The organism is Thioalkalivibrio sp. HK1 (genome assembly GCA_000583135.1).
Taxonomy (GTDB): Bacteria; Pseudomonadota; Gammaproteobacteria; order HK1; family HK1; genus HK1.
Genome location: JFBG01000019.1, coordinates 86,826 through 107,350 on the forward strand (window position 1 = coordinate 86,826; position 20,525 = coordinate 107,350).

At 58.9% G+C, this 20,525-nt stretch carries 15 protein-coding genes and 1 tRNA gene; 3 read left to right on the plus strand and 13 right to left on the minus strand.

Going from position 1 to position 20,525, the window contains the following annotated elements; all coding sequences use genetic code 11:
• The first annotated feature begins 81 nt into the window (after positions 1-81).
• A tRNA-Thr gene (locus tag BF99_RS0106855) sits at positions 82-157 on the plus strand.
• A gap of 75 nt (positions 158-232) precedes the next feature.
• Positions 233-730 (plus strand): c-type cytochrome, encoded by a 498-nt coding sequence (locus BF99_RS22420; protein WP_231471331.1) that lies wholly within the window; start codon positions 233-235, stop codon positions 728-730.
• Positions 731-841: 111 nt separating this feature from the next.
• Here BF99_RS22420 and BF99_RS0106865 read toward each other — a convergent pair whose 3' ends face one another.
• The 8 genes from BF99_RS0106865 to BF99_RS0106950 form a co-directional block, all read right to left on the minus strand.
• Positions 842-1,627, minus strand: coding sequence for a cytochrome b/b6 domain-containing protein (locus BF99_RS0106865; protein WP_025770294.1), 786 nt, complete (start codon positions 1,625-1,627; stop codon positions 842-844).
• A 223-nt stretch (positions 1,628-1,850) separates the two neighbouring features.
• Complete coding sequence (leuC, locus tag BF99_RS0106875; RefSeq protein WP_231471333.1) at positions 1,851-3,269, minus strand: 3-isopropylmalate dehydratase large subunit; 1,419 nt, start codon at positions 3,267-3,269, stop codon at positions 1,851-1,853.
• Positions 3,270-3,345: 76 nt separating this feature from the next.
• On the minus strand, positions 3,346-3,957 hold the full coding sequence (leuD, locus tag BF99_RS0106880) for a 3-isopropylmalate dehydratase small subunit (protein WP_025770297.1): 612 nt from the start codon (positions 3,955-3,957) through the stop codon (positions 3,346-3,348).
• A gap of 268 nt (positions 3,958-4,225) precedes the next feature.
• Positions 4,226-5,656, minus strand: a complete 1,431-nt coding sequence (gene leuC, locus BF99_RS0106890; RefSeq protein WP_025770298.1) for a 3-isopropylmalate dehydratase large subunit — start codon at positions 5,654-5,656, stop codon at positions 4,226-4,228.
• Positions 5,657-5,766: 110 nt separating this feature from the next.
• A complete protein-coding gene (locus BF99_RS0106900; protein ID WP_025770299.1) occupies positions 5,767-6,105 on the minus strand; it encodes a P-II family nitrogen regulator in 339 nt (112 codons plus the stop codon).
• A 224-nt stretch (positions 6,106-6,329) separates the two neighbouring features.
• A complete protein-coding gene (locus tag BF99_RS0106910) occupies positions 6,330-11,261 on the minus strand; it encodes a hypothetical protein (protein ID WP_025770300.1) in 4,932 nt (1,643 codons plus the stop codon).
• A gap of 1,176 nt (positions 11,262-12,437) precedes the next feature.
• Positions 12,438-13,073: a protein-export chaperone SecB gene (secB, locus tag BF99_RS0106935; RefSeq protein WP_025770304.1), complete on the minus strand. Its 636-nt coding sequence runs from the start codon at positions 13,071-13,073 to the stop codon at positions 12,438-12,440.
• Between the two features lie 249 nt (positions 13,074-13,322).
• Positions 13,323-14,312, minus strand: coding sequence for a porin (locus BF99_RS0106950; protein ID WP_197019061.1), 990 nt, complete (start codon positions 14,310-14,312; stop codon positions 13,323-13,325).
• Between the two features lie 96 nt (positions 14,313-14,408).
• Here BF99_RS0106950 and BF99_RS23335 point away from each other — a divergent pair, with 96 nt between their 5' ends.
• Positions 14,409-14,600, plus strand: coding sequence for a hypothetical protein (locus tag BF99_RS23335; protein ID WP_197019062.1), 192 nt, complete (start codon positions 14,409-14,411; stop codon positions 14,598-14,600).
• On the opposite strand, the gene BF99_RS0106955 is transcribed toward BF99_RS23335, so the two are convergent.
• From BF99_RS0106955 to BF99_RS0106980, 5 genes are all read right to left on the minus strand, one after another.
• Positions 14,587-15,984 carry an NAD(P)(+) transhydrogenase (Re/Si-specific) subunit beta gene (locus tag BF99_RS0106955; RefSeq protein ID WP_025770306.1) on the minus strand — a complete coding sequence of 466 codons (1,398 nt, stop codon included), beginning with the start codon at positions 15,982-15,984 and terminating at the stop codon, positions 14,587-14,589. The genes BF99_RS23335 and BF99_RS0106955 overlap by 14 nt on opposite strands.
• Positions 15,985-16,003: 19 nt before the next feature.
• Positions 16,004-16,321: a proton-translocating transhydrogenase family protein gene (locus tag BF99_RS0106960; RefSeq protein WP_025770307.1), complete on the minus strand. Its 318-nt coding sequence runs from the start codon at positions 16,319-16,321 to the stop codon at positions 16,004-16,006.
• 183 nt (positions 16,322-16,504) lie between these two features.
• Positions 16,505-17,653 carry a Re/Si-specific NAD(P)(+) transhydrogenase subunit alpha gene (locus tag BF99_RS0106970; protein ID WP_025770308.1) on the minus strand — a complete coding sequence of 383 codons (1,149 nt, stop codon included), beginning with the start codon at positions 17,651-17,653 and terminating at the stop codon, positions 16,505-16,507.
• A 187-nt stretch (positions 17,654-17,840) separates the two neighbouring features.
• Complete coding sequence (gene ispG, locus BF99_RS0106975; RefSeq protein WP_025770309.1) at positions 17,841-19,127, minus strand: flavodoxin-dependent (E)-4-hydroxy-3-methylbut-2-enyl-diphosphate synthase; 1,287 nt, start codon at positions 19,125-19,127, stop codon at positions 17,841-17,843.
• A gap of 107 nt (positions 19,128-19,234) precedes the next feature.
• Positions 19,235-20,479: an aminotransferase class V-fold PLP-dependent enzyme gene (locus BF99_RS0106980; protein WP_025770310.1), complete on the minus strand. Its 1,245-nt coding sequence runs from the start codon at positions 20,477-20,479 to the stop codon at positions 19,235-19,237.
• Between the last annotated feature and the right edge of the window lie 46 nt (positions 20,480-20,525).

Consider the following 20,525-nt stretch of genomic DNA (forward strand, 5'->3'; position numbering starts at 1 on the left):
CGATAGTACGCTCGATAGCATAAGAGCGACATCGAGGGAATGGGGTCGATCGAGCCCCCGCTCTCCATCGAGAACTTGAATGCCGGCTTAGCTCAGTTGGTAGAGCAGTTGCCTTGTAAGCATCAGGTCGTCAGTTCGAGTCTGACAGCCGGCACCATTTGTGGATCCCGATCCCTTACGTATCGAATCCTTTCATGAATCCTTCCATGATTTCATCAACTCGGAGATTGCGATGATGGCGAGTCAACATTCAACACGAGCGGCGAGCATCGCTTTGATCGTCGGACTCGTTTTCGGGGCTTGCGGCGCTTCGGCGCAAGAGCGAGTGGCCGGGGATGATGAGGCGGAGAAAGTGATGGAAATGCGCAGCCAGACGATGAAAGGGCTCGGAAGGTCGATGCGCACTCTCAGGGACTTTGCCCGAGGTCGAAAAGACGCCGAGGAGGCGGTGATGGCCGCCTCCGATATCGAGAAAGCATCGACCGAGATCCCCTCTCTTTTTCCCATCGGAACCGGGCTCGACGAATTTTTGGATTCCGAGGCGAAAGAAGTGATCTGGGAGGAGTGGGATGCGTTCACGGCCGCCTCGCAACAGTTGACCGAAAAGGCGGCGGCGATGGTGGCGGCGATCGAGTCTGCGGACCAAGGCCGAATCAGGGAGGCCTTCGGCGATCTCGGAAGAAACGGCTGCGGTGGTTGCCACAATCGATTCCGGGAAGAGCGGGATTGAAAAAATCCGGTCTCGAATCTTTGTCGATCAAGCCAAGCGCATCGATCGAAGGGCGGTGATGCGGCCGACGGTGTTCGGTATAGGGTCTTTCGCTTCGAAGGAAACCTCGCTTCAAAGGAAACGTTCAGCCAAAGCGAATCCGCCGAAGAGCGAGACGGCGACGAGGATCAGCAATACCAAGGCGCGAAGCTCGGAGGCGAAACGCAACGAGGGGATGGGATCACCGTTCTTTATCCCGCCAACGGCGGAGCGCTCGATGGCGGTGCGCCCCGTCAACATCGCGGGAATGAGATTTTCTCGTTTGTAGAGGAGGTGGAAGAGGATCGCCGCAAGATGCAAGGCGACCAGCACCAGCAGCGCATTGGCCGTTTCCTCGTGCCACTTCGCAATTTGTTGTGCCTTTTCGTAATCGATGAGAAAGGCGAGCGGCCCGGAGGCGTATCCGTCGACGTTTTCGGCAAAGATCCCCAGTGCGCAATGCACCATGAGGAGGAGCAGCATCGCCGCCACCGCAAGCCCTCCCAGAGGGTTATGACCGATCGCCCGATCCGGTTGCGATCGGAAAAACATCGTCGATAGATAGGCGACGATCTCTTGCGGCGGTCGCAGGAAATTGCGAAAGAGGGCGGAGTCGCTGCCGAGAAATCCCCAAAGGATGCGGGTCAGGACAAGGACCGTCAAGGCCTGTCCGGCCAGAAGATGGATATCGAAGTGGCCCCGATCCCCGCTGATGTAGCACAGCACGAAAAGAAAAGCCAAAAGCCAATGGAAAATGCGGGTCGGGCGATCCCACACGCGAAAGGAAGCGGGTTTGTCGGCGCCTTCGAGCGGCGAGCGGGTTTCGTCATCGGGTCTTCTGTTCTCGCTCGATGCGGGTCGATCGGCTTTCGCTTTCATGGCTTGTCGGGCGGCGTGCCTATCGGATGGCGTGAAAGGGAAGTGTCTGCGGAGGCAAATCGGCGATGCCGGAGTTGTTTCGCTCGATATCTCTCTTGATATCGTTCTCGATTCGATTCTCGATTCGATTCTCGATTCGATCTTAGGGCTTTCGAGTCTATCGATCGGTAAAGGCATCGCTGGGTGATGGCAAGCCTCACTCATCGCTCATCGAGGTTTTTGGCTAGCCGAGCATGCTTCGAACATCGCTCAGTCGACCGTTGACGGCGGCGGCGGCGGCCATCTCCGGGCTGACCAAGTGGGTGCGGGCGCCGCGGCCTTGTCGGCCCTCGAAATTGCGATTGGAGGTGGAGGCGCACCGCTTTCCGGCTCCGACCCGATCCGGATTCATCCCCAGACACATCGAGCAGCCGGATTCTCGCCATTGAAAACCCGCCTCGATGAAGATCCGATCCAATCCCTCGTGCTCCGCCTGCTTTTTGATGAGGCTCGATCCGGGGGATACCATCGCCTCGACTCGATCCGCCACCTTCCGACCCTTGATAACGGCGGCGGCGGCTCGCAGATCCTCGATGCGGCTGTTGGTACACGAGCCGATGAAGACATTATCGACAGGGATGTCGCACATCCTCGTTCCCGGGACGAGCCCCATGTATTCAAGGGCTCTTCGCATCGAGGTGCGACGCGCCTCGTCGGGGGCGGTTGCCGGATCCGGAACCGTGCCGGTGATCGGCACCACATCCTCGGGGCTCGTGCCCCACGTTACTTGCGGAGCGATCTCGTCGGCATCGATTCGCACTTCCCGATCGTAATGAGCCCCTTCGTCGGAAACGAGTGTTTGCCACATCGCAAGGGCTTGCGTCCATCGCTCGCCCTTGGGGGCCAAGGGTCGGCCTTCGAGGTAAGCGAAGGTTTTTTCATCGGGGGCGATCAGCCCCGCCCGGGCTCCGGCTTCGATGGTCATGTTGCTGATCGTCATCCGGCCTTCGATGGAAAGATCGGAGATGGCGCTGCCGGTATATTCGATGACGTGCCCCGTCCCCCCGGCGGTGCCGATGCGACCGATGATCGCAAGGATCAGATCCTTGGCGGTGCAGCCGAAGGGCAAGGAGCCTGTCACCTCCACCCGCATATTTTTCGGGCGAGCACAGCGCAGCGTTTGGGTTGCCAGGACGTGCTCGCCTTCGGAAGTGCCGATGCCGAAAGCCAGAGCCCCGAAGGCTCCGTGGGTTGCGGTATGGCTGTCGCAGCAGACCACGGTGGTCCCAGGCAAGGTGAAACCCTGCTCCGGACCGATGACATGGACGATCCCCTGACGAGGGTCGTCCATATCGAAGACATCGACGCCGAACTCCCGGCAGTTTCGGATCAGGGTTTCGACTTGGAGGCGGGATTCGGGATCGGCGATGCCCAGACTGCGGTCGGTGGTGGGGACATTATGGTCCGCCACCGCCAAGGTGGCATCGGGCCGTCGCACTCCTCTCTTGGCCAGTCGCAATCCCTCGAAGGCCTGAGGGGAAAGGACTTCGTGCAGAAGGTGGCGGTCGATGTAGAGGATATGGATACCGTCGTCTTGGCGTTCGACGATATGGCGATCCCAGATTTTATCGAAGAGGGTGCGCAAGGCGGGCATGGATTGCATCCTCGAAAAAACGCAGGCCTTGGATGTGAAGCCAACCAAGGAAAGAGGGGAATTTCAAGTCCGATGGTCGGTTTTTTCAGCGATAGAGCCAAGGTTGCTCTTTGCGCTGCGCCGCTTCGAAGGCCTCGATTCGATCCATTTTCTGCATCGTCAGACCAATATCGTCAAGCCCCTTGAGGAGGCAGTCTCGCCGGAAGGCATCGATGGTGAAGCGAAGCGTCGCCCCGTTCGGGCGTTGGATCTCTTGGGTTTCCAAGTCGATCCCGAGCACCGGATTCTCGGGATCCTTGGCATCCATCATCAAGGCGTCGAGCGCTTCCTTGGCAACGGTAATCGGCAAGATACCGTTCTTGAAGCAGTTGTTGTAGAAGATATCGGCGAAGCTGGTCGAGATGATGCAGCGAATGCCGAAATCGAGCAGGGCCCAGGGCGCATGCTCGCGCGATGAACCGCAGCCGAAATTATCCCCCGCCACCAGAATTTGCGCATCGCGCCAAGGCTTTTGGTTAAGGACGAACTCGGGCTTTTCGCTGCCGTCGGGCTCGAAGCGGAGTTCGTCGAAAAGCACCTTGCCAAGGCCGGTGCGCTCGATGGTGCGAAGATGGAGCTTGGGGATGATCTGATCGGTATCGACGTTGATGGCATCGATGGCGGCGGCGATGCCGCGAAGACGGATGAATTGTTCCATGGTTGGAATGTTCCGAAGCGGTGGGCGGGGAAAAAGGCATATCTGAAAAAGAAGGGATCGATCCCGACAAGGATTTCGGCAAGGAGGCTCGATTCGCTCCTCAATGCCCCGGCCTCGTCTCGCCCCCCGATGAAGCGGGATCGAAGCGATCGACTCGAGGAAATCGACTATCGGAATTCGATTTCCAAGGACTTGATTCGAAAGCCGGATCGAAGTCCCGATCGAAATCCGGAGGTCGAAGCGCCGACTCCCAAGGGTCGAGCCATTCTCACTTCGAGGGATTGGGCATCATTTCCCGGACATCGCTCAGCCGGCCGTTGATGGCGGCGGCGGCGGCCATCGCCGGGCTGACCAAGTGGGTGCGCCCGTCTCGACCTTGCCGCCCGACGAAGTTACGATTGGTGGTCGAGGCGCAGCGCTCGCCGGGTTCGAGCCGATCGTTGTTCATCGCAAGGCACATCGAGCATCCGGGCTCTCGCCACTCGAAGCCCGCATCGATCAGGATATCGGCGATCCCCTCGCTTTCCGCTTGCTGTTTGACGAGCCCCGACCCGGGAACGACCATCGCCCGCACTCCGTGGGCGACCTTGCGCCCTCGGGCGACGGCGGCCACCTCGCGTAGATCCTCGATGCGGCCATTGGTGCACGATCCGATGAATATCCGATCGACGGCGATATCGCTCATCCTCGTCCCCGGGACGAGCCCCATATAGTCGAGGGAGCGCTGCATGCCGATTCGTTTTTCATCGCTGTCGGCCTCGTCGGGATCCGGTACCGTGCCGGTGATCGGCACCACATCCTCGGGGCTGGTCCCCCAAGTGGTCAGGGGCACGATATTGGAGACATCGAGGGTGATTTCCTTGGCGTAGCGTGCCCCCGGATCCGAGGGTAGGGTGCGCCAATAGGCGAGGGCTCGCTCCCACTGCTCGCCCTTCGGAGACATCGGGCGCCCCTTTAGATAAGCGAAGGTCTTTTCGTCGGGGGCGATCAACCCGGCCTTCGCTCCCGCTTCGATCGACATATTGCTGACCGTCATCCGGCCCTCCATCGACAGCGATTCGATCGCAGGTCCGGCGTACTCGATGACATGCCCGGTGCCGCCGCCGGTGCCGATACGAGCGATGATGGCCATGATCAGATCTTTGGAGGTGCAGCCGAAGGGAAGATCGCCGTTGACCTCGATGCGCATCGCACGCGCCGGCGGTTGGATCAGGGTTTGGGTGGCGAGCACATGCTCGACCTCGGAGGTACCGATGCCGAAAGCCAGCGCCCCGAAGGCCCCGTGGGTAGCGGTATGGCTATCGCCGCAGACGATGGTGGTGCCGGGCAGGGTGAACCCTTGTTCGGGGCCGATGATATGAACGATCCCGTTGCGTGGATCGTTGAAATGGAAGAGTTCGATCCCGAACTCCTCGCAGTTGCGAATCAGAGTGTCGATCTGGAGTTTCGAATCGTCCTCGATCCCTTCGGCCTGATCGCCGGCCTTTCGATCGGTGGCGATATTGTGATCGATGACCGCGATGGTGGCGTCGGGGCGGCGCACCCGACGATTCGCCTGTCGCAGGCCCTCGTAAGGCTGGGGGGTCGTTACTTCGTGAGTCAGATGACGGTCGATATAGAGCAAACAGGTGCCGTCATCCTCGACCGAGACGATATGGGAATCCCGGATCTTCTCGAAAAGCGTGCGTGGTTTGCTCATACCCGATGCGATCGATCCGATATATCTTCGCCGATGATGAAAGCCTGCCTTCTCGCCCGCCTTCCCGGGCGGAAAACGGCAAGCATCAGAAGGTCAAGAGAGGGGAGCGCTCAAAGCGCATCGTTGCCCATCTCTCCGGTGCGTACGCGGATCACATTATCAAGGGGGGTAACGAAGATCTTTCCATCCCCGATCTTGCCGGTACGAGCGACGGTGGTGATGGCTTCCACCACCTCATCGAGACGCTCGCTTTCGACCGCGATCTCGATCTTGACTTTGGGCAGGAAGTCGACGACGTATTCCGCGCCTCGATAGAGCTCGGTATGCCCTTTTTGGCGACCGAAACCCTTGACCTCGGTCACCGTCATGCCCTGAATCCCGATATCGGCCAGCGAGGCTCGTACATCGTCAAGATTGAAGGGCTTGAGGATTGCGATAACAAGATGCATCGAGCACTCCTTGAAAACGGCTTTCGGAACAACGCTTGGAGAACGACGATTCTTCCAAATAGATCATAAAACGAAAAAACGGCAGGGGAATGTTTTTTTCGATCTTGTTTCGTATCTTTCGAAGGCTTGATTGAAGAAGTTTTGAAGATCACATCCGACCATCGGCTCGTCGAGTCGAGGGATGCTCGAATACATCCCTCGACTCGAACGAACTTATCCGACGATCACTGAACCGGGGAGTCCCAGTTGACATCGGTGTTGTTGGTCAGAATCCCGCCCGATCTCACCAGCATTTGCAGGGTTATCCTCGAGTTCTCGCGGACGAAAACCTCGCATGCAAGACGCCCGTTGTATTCCCCGCCCCAGTGCGATTGGGGATCGAAGCCGGAGGGTTCGAGGATACTGGCAATATCCTGACCGTTGAGCACCGTCGTGCCGTGATAGGGAATGGGATCTTGTACATGTCCGAACCAGCTCTCATCCCCGCTTTGGTTCGAGCATTCCAAAGAGATCCGGCACGTGTTGGTGGTATCCGGAAATTCGCAACGAATCCGGATGAAGGATCCATCGGCGGCGCTAAGAGGCGGGATGGCGTATGCCAACGCTTGGGCGCTGCCGCTGCGCTGATGGCCGATGATGACCGTGCGAGAGATCGGAGAGGAAGCGATATCGGTGAAATCGGGGTGCAGGAAGTCGAGACCGGCACTCAAAGTCCAAGTATCGGCGAACTGCAGGTTGACCCCGCTTTTCGGGATGAAGAAGAACTCCCATTTGCCGCTTGCCAACACGGTTTGCGAGAGCTCTCTCGAAAAGACTCCACCACCGGGCATCCTCACGATCGGAGCGCCTTGGGTGATCATGTTGCGCATGACCAAGAATCCCTTGTTCTCCGATGGTTCGGGTGAAACCGCGATATTGATGGCATCGCCTCTGCGGAAGCCCATGATCTCGCCCCGAATGCCGATCGGCTCCACCCGGGGCTCGACCCGTTCGTTCGGCAGGCAGATATTGCCATTTTCCAAGGTGACGGGGTTGTTGATCGGATCGGCGAATTTATATTCGTAGTCGACCTCTCCGACCCGAAGGGCGGTGATGACTTGGCTGGTCGAGGCGCCGACCAATCCACCCGGAACCGTGATGTCCACCACCGGCCCGCCACCGACGAGTCGGTCGGGATTGTCGGGATCGATGGCACCGCTCAAGTTTTCCTGACCGCCGCCGTTGTTGGTCGGCCCCAAAGACAGGCTGGCCACCGACATCGAGCGAGCGTAGATGCAGGGCTTGCCGCCGGAATGCCGATCGCTTAGACACTTGGATACGCTGCCCGATCCACCGGGGAAGTTGCCGGTGACGGCGATGACCGAGGCATCGATGGTGACGGTATCGTTGTCATTCAACAAACTGACCCCGGAAAGAGGCGGCAAGGTGAACTCCAAAAAGTCTCCCTTTGCCATCTTCACGTCATCGCCGTCGTTGATCTCGATGCCGTAGACCACGAAATCGCTTCCCGGGTTACCGCCCCTTTCCAAGCTGATATCGATGCCTTCGTTGACCGTTCCATCGAGCTTTTTGACTTTGGCATGATCCAATGTCATCGGAGCATTGAAAGTCCCGCCGTTGAGATTCAGGCTGACCTCACCACGGCTCAGCCCGGTGAAGGTGAGGCGGCTCGTGAGAACGAATCTCGGCATATCGTGCGGCGGCGGAATGATGACCCGGTCGCTCCCGTCGGTTCGGAAGATCTCGCGGGCATAGACGGTGCGGTTGACGACACGCTGATCGAAGTTCGGACTCCCGTTATCGTCGCTGCAAAGGGCCGCTTGTTCGCCGGTAGCGAAATCGAACACTCTCAAGGTGAACTCGATTCTCACCACCCCTTCGCCTTCCTCGGGGTGATCCGAGCCTCCCACCTCGTTGTCGTCGGCGACCGACGATCCTTCGTTGACAAAGCTGAACTCATCGTTGCTTTGTCGTTGATTGTCGTTGCCGGATGTGTTGGGATCGTTGCTGTCCAAACTCCACGTAGCGCCGTAGACCGGGGGTCGAGTCATGGCGTCGTCGTCCGTGCAGCTGACGCTGGCCTCGTTGTCATCGACGCAGGAGGTTTGATCGTCCTTGTAGACGAGGATGACCGTATGAGTTCCCACTTGGTTGGCGGTGAAAGCAGAGGAGGTCAAGGTCACCGACCCATCGTTTCCGACCGTATGGTCGAGGGAGAGGGAGTCTTGGGTGGACCCTTTTTCCGTCGACAGGCTGAAAAACGCACCGTTTTGCCCCGAAAGATCGGCGGCCAAGGGGTTGAGCGTATAGCGGTAGTCGCTCTTTTCGAAGGCGATCTGCGACTGATCTCCGGCCGGCAGGGAGAAACGAAATGGATTGATATCGAAGGCGAAATACTCCGAGATATCATCGGGGGAGGCATCGGTGAGCGACCCGCTACCGCATTGGAAGTAGATGGAAGTTTTCGTGCTGTATGAATGATCATCTTCCAAGCGGATGAGGAGCTCGGTGCCGGTCGTATTCATCCCCCAAACCGGATCGCTCGTATTCCGGTCACTCGATACCGGAATGAAACGGTTGCTGTTTCCGGTCATGGCGTTATCCCGGATATAGAGCACTCCGCGCTTCACCGTTCCGCTGTTGCGAGCGTTGGCGAGGTAGAAATGCTTGATTCCGCTCGTGCCACCGGAGATGATGTCGCAGAATTGATGCCTCGGAAAGCTCGTCGCCCCGGCGTTGGCAGGGTTGTAGCTGACGCTTTTCAGATAGATGCTGTTGCCCACCAAGCTACCGTCCCCGGTGCCCAGACGGGTCGAAGGGATGGTAAGGGTGATGGTTTTCGTGATGACGGCATCCCTGACGGCAGGAGTGTCGTTAAGGTCCTGGCCGCTCGCATCGGTGGCGGAAACGGCATCAACGGATGCGGTGTCGTTGCTATGCGAGTAGTTGGGATGGCGGTTATTGGAGCTGACGGTCGCACCGATAACGGCATTTTCCCACTGTTTGAGGGCGACATTGATGGTGAGATTTTCGTCGGTGAGTCCACCGGGGCACTGACCGATCAGGACATTGTTATCCACCGAGAGATTCAATACCGCATCATCACCGCAATCCGTCAGCTGATCGAGCCCGGAAAAGGTCGTTTCGCTGCGAAGCCCGTTGACGTCGATGTATTGAGAAAAATCGTGATGGACGGACCCTTTGAGGGTCAATGCCGGGATTTCCTCCACCGTCAGATCGCGCACGGTGATATTGAACTCCACCGATATCCGATCTTCCCCGTAATCACTCGAATCGAAGCACCAGATTTTGATCTTATCCCCGTTGCGGAAGGTATGGTCATCGTCGAGGCGAAAGATCAGATCGGTATTGTTACCCGATGCATGCCTCGCAATAGTGCCGGATTGCGAGTTGGGGTTGGCGGTAATCGTGAACTGCCCTCCCGCTTCCATGCCGGAAGCGACCTGCTGGACGAAGTACGAGCCCCGCCGGTGTTGGCCGCCGCTTTGCCGATCGTCGGCCATGAAGAAGCCTTTGATATCCCGATGCTTGAATCCCGGTCCTCGCACCGAACACCTTTGGATATTCAGGTGGTTGTTGTCGGGATCGACCGCATTCGATCGCCTCGTGTAGGTGCCATCGCTTGCGTAGACCCCTTCCTCGTATTGGATGTTATCGACGTAGATGCTCTTCTTGGTGGCGTTGACCAAGGCACCTTCGACACGGGCGACCTTGACCGCTTGTTGTTGCAGCTGAAGCCACTTCGTTGGGGGATTATTGGCCGTATCTACGATATTCGTATCGGTTCTATCACCCGGGGCCTTGCGAAATTCCGGGTTGTGGTTGGAGGGGTGCATATCGATCGTCACCAGACTATAAAAGGTCGAGTGTTCGATGATCGGATGATCCGATTCACCGACCTTGACCCCGGAGTTGGTGACGGTGAGGGCTCCGCTGCCGGCGACGTTGGTGATGATGAAGGTGGTCGCTCCGGTTACCGCCCCTTGGTTGTGATCGTGGAAAGCGTTGTAGACGGAATAAAGACCGGGAGGGCTTTTTCGGTAGTACGTGACCACGGCTTTCGCTACCGAGTTCGTATTATCGATGCTGAAACCGTTGAGCCCTTTGATATAGCGGGTACTTTGATGTTGGTCTCCGGCGGCCACGATCCTCCATTGGCCGTCGCCGATACCGACGCCTCTTTGATCGTCTGTCGGGTAAGTGACATCCACGGCCTTTGTGAAGTTGTTCGCCGAATCGTTATGGGAGAAAACGACCTCGTGGGCGGAAGAGGCTTCGAGCCGCTCACCGACTTGCACCATGATGGCCAAGACCCAGCTCGAGGGCTGATCGAGGTAGCAACGAAGCACGAGCTTGTCGTCTTCTTGCCAGTCATGCCCATCATCCAAGCGGAATGCCAAATCCATCTCGCTGGTATTGCTGAATGCGAACAGCCCCTCGAATTGACCGTTGCCTCCGCCGGCGGCATTCCAGTCGAAACGCGCTCCTATGTCGGGATCGCTGCTATTGGGACGGGGACCCGAGATATAAAAGCGAGAGACTTTGCTTGCCTTGTTATTCCCCGCCGTCGTCGCGCTATCCCAAACGCAACTGGAAAAGGACTTGGCTTCGTTGAAGCCCGTCGGAGGGTTAGCGCTGGGGCGATCCGATGAGGTGGATAGACTGACGACGCCATCTTTGACGTAGATGCCGTCCAGACCGCTGCCATCCCAGTGATTTTTTATGATGGTGCCCGTCGCCCGAACGCCCCAACCCCAGCCCCTATTTTGGACTGCGGGGTTGGGTGCTCGATCATCCGCCGTGGGAAAGGCATCGGCGAAGCCATAAGGCTGGCTTTTAGTGGAATCCGCACTATCATGATGATCGGTGACAGTGGAAGCCGAATGCGCGAAGGCCCCTTGCATGGCCAAGCAGCCCGCCGCCAGAATCGCCGAGTATCCGGAGATTCGAAGCCATCTCGTCGGCGTGCCGGATTGCCTCGAAGCGGGGGTGGATCGGACCTCGTTGTCTTGCGCAGATTGCGCATGCCAGGTTGCAGGCAGGCTCGGTGCAACGATGCCTCGTGCGAGCCCGGGGATTCTCATGCGGGAGATCCGGCGCAAGAACGAAAGAGGGAGCGAGATCAGGCTGGCCATGGTCACTTCCTTGTCAGTATGGTACTAGCGGCCCGAGGGCCCGGCGGGTACGAGACGATGCGAATCAAGCGGGAGGCTTGCAAGGGATCATGACAGCTCTGCCAAAGCCGTGATCGCTCCTTCCCTTAGGGGAGATTCGCTCGGAGGATCTCCTCCGACGCCTCCTGTCAATCGGGTTATTCTAAACCAGAACCGGTCGATTTTACACTGTCAATCGCATCCGGGTTTTCGCTCGTTTTTCATTGATCGAGGGTCTCGATCGTCGGTATTTTCATTTTTCCTTCGCTTTTTCTTCGATGATTCTTATCGAGCGGGATCATCTCGAAAGTGTCCGTTCGGCGCTATTTCGGTCGCCATCGCCTCCGCTTTTCGGATAGCGATCGAGCGATAAAGCCCGATCGACTTCGAAAACGCCTCGATTTTGTACCCCTAAATCGTATCCGATATCGTTTCGGATGGCCGAATCTTCAGGTCACCTCAAGCATCGAAGACGCATTGCGTCGGCATCGGCGGGTCGGTCCAAGCATTAATTATGATTTTTTTCGAGTCTCTTGCAGGTGTCAAAAATTTGATGGGCATCGCCTCGGGTATCGTTTTTCTTGACCGGCAGATGTGCGTTTTCGATTCCGGCGATGTATCGCAAGGCCGATGTGTCAATGACAAAGTCAGTGACAGTGTCAAACGAACAATATGGCGGCGAAGCCCGAGGGCATCGATGCTCGCTTGGCAAGTTCGAAAACCGATGGAATACGAGTTCGTTTTTTACCACAAGCGACATCGTGGCGGAAGGCAAGGCTTTCTCTCGATGGATTCTCCCGATAGCCGAGTTGTCCACCGCTTGTGCGGTTTTTGCCCGAGATCGGTTTTTATCCCTATCGGCTTTTTTTCGTCGGGATTTTTTTGAAAAGACCCATCGACCCCGGTCGTTTTCTTAAAAAGGGGGGGGGGGAGTGGGTGAGGGGATGGGGGCGCGCCCGAAACGACCGAAGCCATCGCCGCCTAGCGGTGCTTGCGGGTTTTTGAAATCGCAAAGGGGGCGGAAAAGAGCCCGATAGCCGACAATTCGACGATCGAAAAAACCGCGTTGATTCGAGGTCGATATCGGGCGCACCGGGAGTCGAAGGCACTATTCGAAAGTGATATTCGAAGGTGATATCGTTGGAAACTATGCGGTATTCAGTTGTCTTGCGTGGCAGGAGATGGGGGGCGAGCCTCATCGTTGCCCGCTCGCTCTTCTTCCAATGCGCGGGCGTAAAGCGCTTCGAAGTTGACCGGATTCAAAGCGGGAGGCGGAAATCCTCCTTTGACGGCGATGGAGTCGATCGCTTCTCGGGCGTAAGGGAAGAGGGTTGCGGGGCAGACCACGGCCAGCACGCGTTGTCGGGTCGGGGCATCCATCCCTCGGATATGAAAAAGACCGGCCTGCTGGACTTCAACGATCATCAACTCCCCTTCGTTGTCGGTGGTCGCCTTGAGGGTCAAGGTCAGCACGACCTCGAATCGATCCGCCCCTTGCATCTGCCCCGAGACCGGCTCTGTAAGACGGGCGCGGGTTTGTACGTCGAGCTTGATTTCGGGGGGGCGACCTTGAAGGGAGAAAACATCCGGGGCGCGAGGGGATTCGAAAGAGAGATCGCGTATGAAGATCCGCTCGATCGCGAAATGCGGGCCGGCTGCGGGCTCGCTTCGGGCGGTTCCGGATGTCGAGTTCTCGTTCGAAGAATCCGGCAGTTGATCGGGTGCCGAGCGGGGGGGGTGCCCTTCGGCGGTGGATCCTTCGGACTCGGTGCCATTGCCTGCGGATTTCGCCATCGGCGGGTTCTCCTTCGGGAGCGAAGATCGATTCGCTCGCTCACTCACATTGAATCGATGATCGAATCATCGCTCGAACCCGATCGGTGTGAAACGATGGAACGATGGAACGTCGATCGAACACTATCGATCGAACGATAAAAGTCGATCGGATGATAATAAAAAGACCCTCCCCCCGCATCGGGAGGAGGGTCGAAGCCATCGCTTTCGACCCCATCGAAAAAAGCGGGGTCGACAAGCCGAGAGCGATTACTTGAACTTCACCCGCATACCGACGGCGAAGGTCCTCGTCTTCTGGTTGTTCATCGCTTCGTCGGGGTCGACGATGTGATAGCCGGCATGCACCTCGGCCGCTCCGCCCGCCAGCTTGTGCTGGAAGCCGAAGACGAGAGCGTTCGGGTCGCCCATCATATCGTCGTTCATGTCGGTGCGACGATACATCACGGCAACGCCGTTATCGCCCCAGTCGTGACCGACCTTGATGCCGAAGTTGGAGAAGTCGTTCATATCTCCCGCCTTGTCGACATCACCCCAAAGGACGCTGACGCTGGTACCGGAGCCCATCTTGTAGCCCGCACCCATCGTCAGGCGAGTTTCGTCATGATAGACGTCATCGTCCATCATTTCGGTGCCCATATCGTCATCAAGGGTGCTGTTGTCGGCGTAGTAGATACCGGCCGAATACGTGCCATTGCCCAGATTCCCCGATGCTTTGAAGTTGGCATCCCACAGATCTTTGGCCAAAGCCATGCTGAACGAGCCGACACCGGCGATGGAGGGGGAGTCATAACGCAAGGTGCCGGTACGACCCTCGGTCATGGTCGCGCAGGCCATGCCCTTGTTTTCCGCATGACCGCAGCCGAAGGAAACCGCAAGGCCGGAGTTGCTGACGTCATGGGTGGTGCCGTTGGTGGCGGTGGCGGTATGCCCCATGGTCAACATACCGAAGTTGCCGCCCAACGAGACCGCGGCATGACGGTTGCTGGTATCACCGGCACCGGCGAACTCCAAGTTGACACCGACGCTCATATCACCGGCGATGTCCTCGGTGCCCGTGAAGCGGAAACGAGAGCCGGAGACGCCGCTGTCGTCATGGTTCCAGCCTTCGTCCATGGAGGGACCATCGATGTGGCGAATGACCCGGTTGACATGACCGGAGGCGGAAATCTCGACTGCTTGGGCGCTCATCGGAACTGCCAGAGCGCTTGCCACCGCGGCGGCAATTAGCTTCTTGTCCATGATTGATCGGATCCTCTTATTGATCAGGATGTGCGATTGGAAAAACGATCCTTCGAAAGTCACTCGCTTTCGAGGGAGTTTCAACGAAGCCTCCGGTTGGACATCAAGCAAGCCGATGTCGGAAGCGGGGCGAACATTACCAAAGTCAAGGGGGATGGGCAAAATATTTTTGCCATGAATGCCACAAAAGTGATTTTTTGTTGTTTTTATGCAACAAATTGGGAAACAAACCCTCGTCGCACCCGCTTTCCTCGTCATTTCCTTGATCATCCCCTTACATCCCCTTGATGATTTCTTCCACCATTTTGCGGGCGTCGGAGAAGAGCATCATCGTGTTGTCGCGGAAGAAGAGTTCGTTTTCGATCCCCGCATAGCCGGATCCCATCCCGCGTTTGACGAAGAGAACGGTCTTTGCGCGCTCCACATCGAGTACCGGCATGCCATAGATCGGGCTTTGAGGGTTGCTATGCGCCGCCGGATTGGTGACATCGTTGGCCCCGATCACGAAGGCGACATCGGTCTGGGCGAACTGGCTGTTGATATCGTCGAGCTCGAAGACCTCATCGTAAGGGACGTTCGCCTCCGCCAACAGGACATTCATGTGGCCGGGCATTCTTCCGGCGACGGGGTGGATGGCATAGCTCACCTTGACCCCCTCGGCCTTGAGCCGATCGACCATCTCGCGCAGGGCGTGCTGCGCTTGGGCCACGGCCATGCCATAGCCGGGCACGATGATCACCGAACCTGCGTTTTTCATGATGAAGGCCGCATCCCCGGCGCTGCCTTGTTTGATCGGGCGTTGCTCGACGGGGCGTTGGCTCGCATGATCCGTTTCGCCGCCGAAGCCGCCCAAGATCACGCTGATGAACGAGCGATTCATCCCCTTGCACATGATGTAGGAAAGGATCGCCCCCGAAGATCCGACCAAGGCCCCGGTGATGATCAGTGCGGTATTTTCGAGGGTGAAGCCGATCCCCGCCGCCGCCCACCCCGAGTAGGAGTTGAGCATCGAGACCACCACCGGCATATCCGCCCCTCCGATGGGGATGATGATCAAGACCCCCAAGGCGAAGGAAAGGGCGATGATCAGCCAAAAAGCGAGATGGGATTCGCTGCCGCAGAACCATACGGTCAATCCCACGAGCAGCAGGCCCAGCAGGCCGTTGAGCGGATGCTGACCGGCGAAGGTTATGGGCCTGCCGGAGACCAGACCGTGCAATTTGGTGAAAGCCACCACCGAGCCGGTGAAGGTGATGGCTCCGATGGCGGCGCCGATCGACATCTCCACCAAACTGCCGATCCGAATGGAGCCGGGGTTGCCGATGCCGTAGGCCGAGGGAGTCTCGAGGGCCGCAGCGGCGACCAGCACCGCCGCCAATCCCACGAGGCTATGAAAAGCGGCGACCAGCTGGGGCATCGCGGTCATCGGGATGCGCCGGGCGATCAGGGCGCCGATGGCGGCTCCGATCCCCACGCCGAGGACGATCAACCCCCACGTCAGCCCGTCGCCGATCCCGGCGACGGCCAAGGTGGTGAAAACGGCAAGGGTCATTCCGACCATGCCGAAGAGATTTCCCCGCCGCGCCGTCTCCGGCGAGGAGAGCCCTCGCAGCGCGAGAATGAACAGAACCCCGGCGACGAGGTAGGCGAGAGCGGCGATATTGGCGGACATGCGAAGACTCTCCCTCGAATCAGTTGCCGGTGGATTTCTTGCGGTACATGGCGAGCATCCTTTGGGTTACCAAGAAGCCGCCGAAGATATTGATCGATGCCAAAATCACCGCGACGAATCCGAATGCGCGGGAAAGCCAATTGGCATCGCCGGACTCGACGGCCAACGCCAGCAGCGCCCCGACCACGATGACCGAGGAGATCGCGTTGGTTACCGACATCAGCGGGGTGTGCAAGGCGGGGGTGACGCTCCAGACCACGTAGTAGCCCACGAAGATCGCGAGCACGAAAATCGCGAGGCGAAAGATCGAGGGATCGATTTGCGCGGCTTCGGCCATGATGGAAATCCTCGTTCGACGGGTTTTACCCAAAGGATGGATGGTTCGCTGCTTGGAATCGCTTGCGGGGGTTCATGGTTTTTCGAAAGATCGCTCGCCGTGATCGCAGGCAATGATCACTTGCCATGATCGTTCTTCATCGATTCGTGCATGCCAAGGTGCCGGCCGAGGTCCGATGCCGGTTCAAGATCCGGATTCGGATTCATCTCGAAAGAGCGGATGGACGATCTTGCCCTTTCGGGTGAGGGCGGTACCGATGACGAGCTCGTCCTCTTCGTCGAATCGCACGATTCCCTTTTCCCCGTCGACGAAGGGGGAGATGAAGTTGAAGAGGTTGCGAGCGTAGAGGGCGGAGGCATCGACGGGCAGGCGGCCTGGCATGTTGACCTGACCCGATATCCGCACTCCTTGGTGATCGACGATTTCGCCCGGGCGAGAGAGCGGGCAGTTGCCGCCTTGCTCGACCGCCAAATCCACGATGATGCTTCCCGGGGCCATGCTTCGAACCATCTCTTGGCTGATGAGGGTCGGAGCGGGACGGCCGGGGATCAAGGCGGTGGTGATGACGATATCCTGCTTTTTCAGATGCTCCGCCACCAGATCGGCTTGTCGACGGCGGTAATCCTCGCTCATTTCCTTGGCGTAGCCGCCGGCGGTCTCCGCGCTGCCGGATTCGTCGTCGTCGACCATCACGAAGGAGGCGCCCAGACTTTCGACCTGTTCTTTGACCGTCGGCCGCACGTCGGTGGCGCTGACGATCGCTCCCAAGCGGCGGGCGGTGGCGATGGCTTGCAGTCCGGCCACCCCGGCCCCGAGAACGAAGATGCGCGCTGCGGGCACCGTCCCCGCCGCGGTCATCATCATCGGGATGGCGCGGTGGAAAAGAGCGACGGCATCGATCACCGCTTTGTAGCCCGCCAAATTCGATTGCGAAGAGAGGGCGTCCATCGACTGCGCGCGGCTGATCCGAGGCATCAACTCCATCGCGAAAGCGTCGATCCCCGCCGCCGCCCAAGCCTGCATCGCCTCTCGGTGATCGTGGGGGGAGAGCATGCCGATCAGGCTCGCACCTCGTTTGATGGACTCGCAGCGCTTCGCATCGGGCGCCCTTACCGCAAGGACGATATCCGCTTTTCGAAGGAGGGCGTCGCCATCGGCCTCGATGCGGGCGCCGGCTTTTTCCAGCGCCGGATCGAAAAAGCCCGATTGTTCGCCCGCTGCGCTTTGTACCGCGACCTCGAGGCCGAGGGCGCGAAAACGGGCGACGGTGTCGGGGGATATCGCGATCCGGCTTTCTTCCGGATGCGATTCGCGGACAACGGCAATTAACATGGCGGCTCTCTTTGGCTATCCGATTGGCTATCCGATGCGGGATCGATGGAGGTCAGGGCCTTTGCAGGGCAGGGCTTGCAAGGGGGGCTTTCGTCGATGGTTCGGGTTCGATCCCGGATAAAAGTCGATCGATGACGAATCTATCGAAGCGGTGCGCTATCCCAAGTGCGGCATCCGACAGGGATCGTCAAGGCACGGACTCCTTCGAATTCGAATTCGAATTCGAACCCCCCTCTCGCGGCGGATAGGTATTTTCCACATATTCGTCCACGATCCGGTGAAAATCGCGGGCGATGGTTCGGCCTCGAAGGGTCACCGTTTTCTTGCCGTCCACGAAAACCGGGGCCGCAGGAGCCTCGCCGGTGCCCGGCAGACTGATGCCGATATTCGCATGACGGCTTTCGCCGGGTCCGTTGACCACGCAACCCATCACCGCCACCCGCATATCCTCGACCCCCGCGAAACGCTCGCGCCACTTGGGCATTCGCTCTTGCAGATGGGATTGGATCTGACCTGCGAGCTCACGGAAAAATACGCTGGTGGTGCGGCCGCAGCCGGGGCAGGCGGCAACTTGGGGGGTGAACGAGCGAATCCCCATGGTTTGCAGAATTTCCTGGGCGACGAGCACCTCTTGGCGACGATCCCCGCCGGGCTCCGGGGTCAACGATACGCGGATGGTATCCCCGATCCCCTGCCAGAGCAGGGTTCCGATCCCGGCGGTGGAGGCGACGATTCCCTTCGAGCCCATACCGGCCTCGGTCAGCCCCAAATGCAAGGCGTGATCGCTGCGCGAGGCGAGATCGCCATAGACCGCGATCAGATCCGCCACCGCGCTCACCTTGCACGAAAGGATGATGCGATCTCGGGCAAGTCCGATCCTTTCCGCTTCCAAGGCGCTGTCCAGCGCGGATCGGATCAGCGCTTCGCGCATCACCGAGCGATCGTCGAGCGGTTGGGGGCGGGCGGCGTTCTCGTCCATCAATCGTGCCAGCAGGCTCTGATCGAGGCTGCCCCAGTTGACCCCGATGCGTATCGGACGATCGTATTCCAGCGCTCTTTCGATCATCGAAGCGAACTGCGTATCGCGTTTGGCGCCGAAGCCGACATTGCCGGGGTTGATGCGATATTTGGCCAGCGCTTGGGCGCATTCGCCCACCTCGGCGAGCAATCGATGGCCGTTGTAGTGGAAATCCCCGATCAGAGGTACGGTGCACCGGCGAGCTTCGAGCCGCTCGCGGATGGCGGGCACCGCCCGCGCCGCCTCCAGGGTGTTGACGGTGATACGCACGAGCTCGGAGCCCGCTCGGGCGAGGGCTTCGACTTGATCCGCGGTGCTCTTTATATCGGCGGTATCGGTATCGGTCATCGACTGCACGACCACCGGGGCATCGCCGCCCAAGGCGATATCTCCGATACGAACGGCGACGCTCGGGCGTCGATGGGCGATCCGGAAGGAGGGGAGGGAAGTGGACATGGGCCGAGGAAGGAAAGGAATCGAAGGGCTCGATGGGTGGAATGATCGACTCGATCGAGGCTTTGTCGAGAAGGAGCGTCGATCGCTTGGAGTCTTGGGTGTTGCGGTTATCGGGCGAGCTCGGCGATGGCCGTCAAGGCATGCTCGATCTCATCCGCTTCGGTGAAATAGCCGGGCGAGATACGCACCGCCCCGCGTATTTTTGCGGTACCCAGATGCTCGTGCACCAGCGGAGCGCAATGCAGGCCTGCGCGAACGCATAGATGGTAATCGGCATCGAGCATTTCTCCCGCTTGGTCGGCGGGGATCGATCCGATATTGAAAGCCAGGGTCGCAAGTTGCGGGCGATTGCCCCGAGGCCCGTAGACGATGACGCCGTCGATCGCTTCGAGCCCCTCCCGCAAGCGACGAATATGCTCGACTTCCACGGCTTCGATCCGCGCCAAGGCCCGGCGGCAAGCCAAGGCATGATCGAGCGTCTCGGCATCGCTTTCGCCGTCTTTGGCCTCGCTATCGGCCGTGCATTCAACCGAGCGACCGAGGGCGGCGAACCATTTCTGGGCGGCATTGAGCCCGGCGATCCCCGGCAAGGGTCCGGTACCCGCTTCGAGACGATGGGGCCAAGTGTCGGGCTGGAAGGCGGAGATCGAATCGACCCCGGTGCCCCCGACCCGACCGTGGCGAATGTCGACCCCTTCGGCAACGATCATTCCCCCGACCCCCATCGGTCCGAAGAGCCCCTTGTGACCGGTAAAGCACAGGACGCCGATCCCCAGATCGTCCATGTCGATCGGCAAAACCCCTGCGCTTTGGGCACTGTCGACGATCAATATCGCTTGCGCTTTTCGGGCGATGGCCGAGATGGCCTCCAGATTTTGTACCGAGCCCAATACATTCGAGCCGTGATTGATCACCACCGCTTTCGTGGCCGGTCGCAAAGCGGCTCGGATCGCATCCAAGTCCACGAAGCCCTCATCGTCGGCCCCGATCCGGCTCACCCGAACGCCCCGATCCCGCTCCAAGTGATAGAGCGGCCGCAAAACGGAATTGTGCTCCATGCATGTGGTGATCACGTGATCGCCGGCATCGAGCAGGCCGAAAAGAGCGAGATTCAGCGAATCGGTGACGTTCTGGGTGAAGACCACCCGCATCGGATCGCCGGCGAAGCCGAAGAATTGCGCCAGCAGTCGCCGGGTCTCGAAGATCATCCGCTCGGATTCGACGGCGAGGGAGTGCCCGGAGCGTCCCGGATTGACCCCGTAGCTGCGAAAGAATTCATCCATGAAGCGGTAGACCGGCTCGGGTTTCGGCCAGCTGGTCGAGGCGTTGTCAAAGTAGTAGTGTTCTTTCATGTTCGTCTTTTGATCGTGATCGGTTCGTTTTTTCGGTATTCGTCGA